At 42.1% G+C, this 605-nt stretch carries 1 protein-coding gene and 1 pseudogene; both read left to right on the forward strand.

Going from position 1 to position 605, the window contains the following annotated elements; all coding sequences use genetic code 11:
• On the forward strand, positions 1-221 hold a 221-nt coding region (locus A3735_RS08940), incomplete at its 5' end, for a DUF1329 domain-containing protein (protein ID WP_156499547.1).
• A gap of 186 nt (positions 222-407) precedes the next feature.
• A pseudogene (locus A3735_RS31800) lies at positions 408-605 on the forward strand (hypothetical protein); the annotation flags it as partial.

The following is a 605-nucleotide window of genomic DNA, read 5'->3' on the forward strand; positions in this document are numbered from 1 at the left end:
ATAACCGTGGTGAACTTTGGCGAGTCAGTAATGCGCTCTTAAAGAACTATTATGAGTTGCCAGGCGTTTGGTCCAGTGGTGATGTATATCACGATCTACAAGCACGCCGTTATAGTGTGAATGGTCTATACTCAGAAGAAAAACAGGCACCTGTATTTGAAAATAAGGTACCAAACAAGCGTTACTTTAAGCCTTCGTCATTAAGACGTAGAGGCCGATAACAAAATATAGACATAGAGCAAGGGAGCTCTTCAGCTTGCTTAAAAAGAAACTCAAAATAGGCATGTGTTGTTTTAATATTCACTGAATATGGGCCGCTATTGTATAGGCGGCTTTCGTGGTTAATGTTGAAATGTCTAATATTGAGGGTGTCTGATGGGATATATTCAAATGTACAAGGTTGATAAATGAACAGTCTACTGTCTAGGTTAAAAGTTGGTGTTCTGGCTAGCTCATTGAGCGTTGTAAGTCTAATAACTCCTGCTCATGCGGTCGAAGATGTACTTAAAACGCCCGCGGTTAAAACTTCTATGGCAACGAATAGCCTCTTGTTGGATGTTGACAAGGCGGGCAGCCGACTTGTTGCAGTCGGAGGTCGTGGGCAT

The sequence above is a fragment of the Oleiphilus sp. HI0061 genome (assembly GCF_001635675.1).